The sequence below is a fragment of the Streptomyces rectiviolaceus genome (assembly GCF_039533825.1).
Taxonomy (GTDB): Bacteria; Actinomycetota; Actinomycetes; order Streptomycetales; family Streptomycetaceae; genus Streptomyces; species Streptomyces rectiviolaceus.
This window is the reverse complement of sequence record NZ_BAAAUG010000213.1, coordinates 1-1,780: the sequence shown is the minus strand read 5'-3', so window position 1 is coordinate 1,780 and position 1,780 is coordinate 1. Positions and strand designations below refer to the sequence as shown.

Genomic DNA, 1,780 nt, shown 5'->3' with positions numbered 1-1,780 from the left:
CCCTGCGGCGCGAACGGCCACCGCGGGACGCCGCGGCCTCGGCCTCGGACGCGCTGCTGTAGAGCTCCTCGTCCGGCACGAACTCGGGCTCGGGAAGCGCCACCGGGGCGGCGGCCTCCGCGGCGACCTCGGCCTCGGACTCGGTCTCGACCTCGTCCGTGATCTCGGGGATCTCGGAGGCCTCGTGCTCGTGCGTGTGCTCCTGACCCTGCTCGGAGCCACCGCGCCCACGCTTCTTGCGCTTGCCGCCGCCACCGGCGGAGGTCGGCTGCTCCATGTGCACGATCACGCCGCGGCCGTTGCAGTGGACGCAGGTCTCGGAGAAGGACTCCAGGAGGCCCTGGCCGACGCGCTTACGGGTCATCTGGACGAGACCAAGCGAGGTGACCTCGGCCACCTGGTGCTTCGTACGGTCACGGCCCAGGCATTCGAGCAGTCGCCGCAGGACCAGGTCCCGGTTGGACTCGAGCACCATGTCGATGAAGTCGATGACGACGATGCCGCCGAGGTCACGCAGGCGCAGCTGGCGCACGATCTCCTCGGCCGCTTCGAGGTTGTTCCTCGTCACGGTCTCTTCGAGGTTGCCGCCCTGCCCGGTGAACTTGCCGGTGTTGACGTCGACGACGATCATCGCCTCGGTCTTGTCGATCACCAGCGAGCCGCCGCTGGGCAGCCAGACCTTGCGGTCGAGCGCCTTCATCAGCTGCTCGTCGATGCGGTACGTCGCGAAGACGTCGACCTCGGAGGTCCAGCGCTGCAGGCGGTCGGCCAGGTCGGGGGCGACGTGGGAGACGTATCCGTGGATGGTGTCCCAGGCCTCCTCACCGCTGACGATGACCTTCGAGAAGTCCTCGTTGAAGATGTCGCGGACGACACGGACGGTCATGTCCGGCTCGCCGTACAGAAGCGTCGGCGCGGCGCCGCCGTTCTTCGCCTTCTTCTGGATCTCTTCCCACTGCTGCTGCAGACGCTCGACGTCACGGCGCAGCTCGTCCTCGCTCGCGCCCTCGGCGGCGGTGCGCACGATGACGCCCGCGTCCTCGGGGACGATCTTCTTAAGGATGGTCTTCAGACGCGCGCGCTCGGTGTCGGGCAGCTTGCGGCTGATGCCCGTCATCGAGCCCTCGGGCACGTAGACGAGGTAGCGGCCGGGAAGCGAGACCTGGCTGGTGAGGCGGGCGCCCTTGTGGCCGATCGGGTCCTTCGTGACCTGCACCAGGACCGACTGGCCTGACTTCAGGGCCGACTCGATGCGGCGCGGCCCGTTGGCCATGCCGAGGGCCTCGAAGTTGACCTCACCGGCGTAGAGCACGGCGTTGCGGCCCTTGCCGATGTCGATGAAGGCGGCCTCCATCGACGGCAGGACGTTCTGCACCTTGCCGAGGTAGACGTTCCCGACGTACGAGGTCGCCTGCTCCTTGTTGACGTAGTGCTCGACGAGCACGTTGTCCTCGAGGACGCCGATCTGGGTGCGCTCGCCGCTCTGGCGGACGACCATCACGCGCTCGACGGCCTCGCGGCGCGCCAGGAACTCCGCCTCGGTGATGATCGGCACACGGCGGCGGCCCTGCTCGCGGCCTTCGCGGCGGCGCTGCTTCTTGGCCTCGAGGCGGGTCGAGCCCTTGATGGACTGGACCTCGTCGGCGCCGGTGCCGGGCTCGCGCTCTTCCTTCTTGCGAGGCTCACGGACCTTGACGACCGTACGCTCCGGGTCGCCGTCCGCGGTGTTCTCGCCGTCGCCGGAGTCACCGGCGCGACGGCGGCGGCGACGAGGGCGACG

General features: G+C 69.2%; 1 protein-coding gene. It reads right to left on the bottom strand.

Annotated features, from left to right (window positions below; translation table 11 throughout):
* Positions 1-1,780, bottom strand: a 1,780-nt coding sequence (locus tag ABD378_RS41515) for an Rne/Rng family ribonuclease (protein ID WP_344530221.1), incomplete at both ends; no start/stop codon positions are given.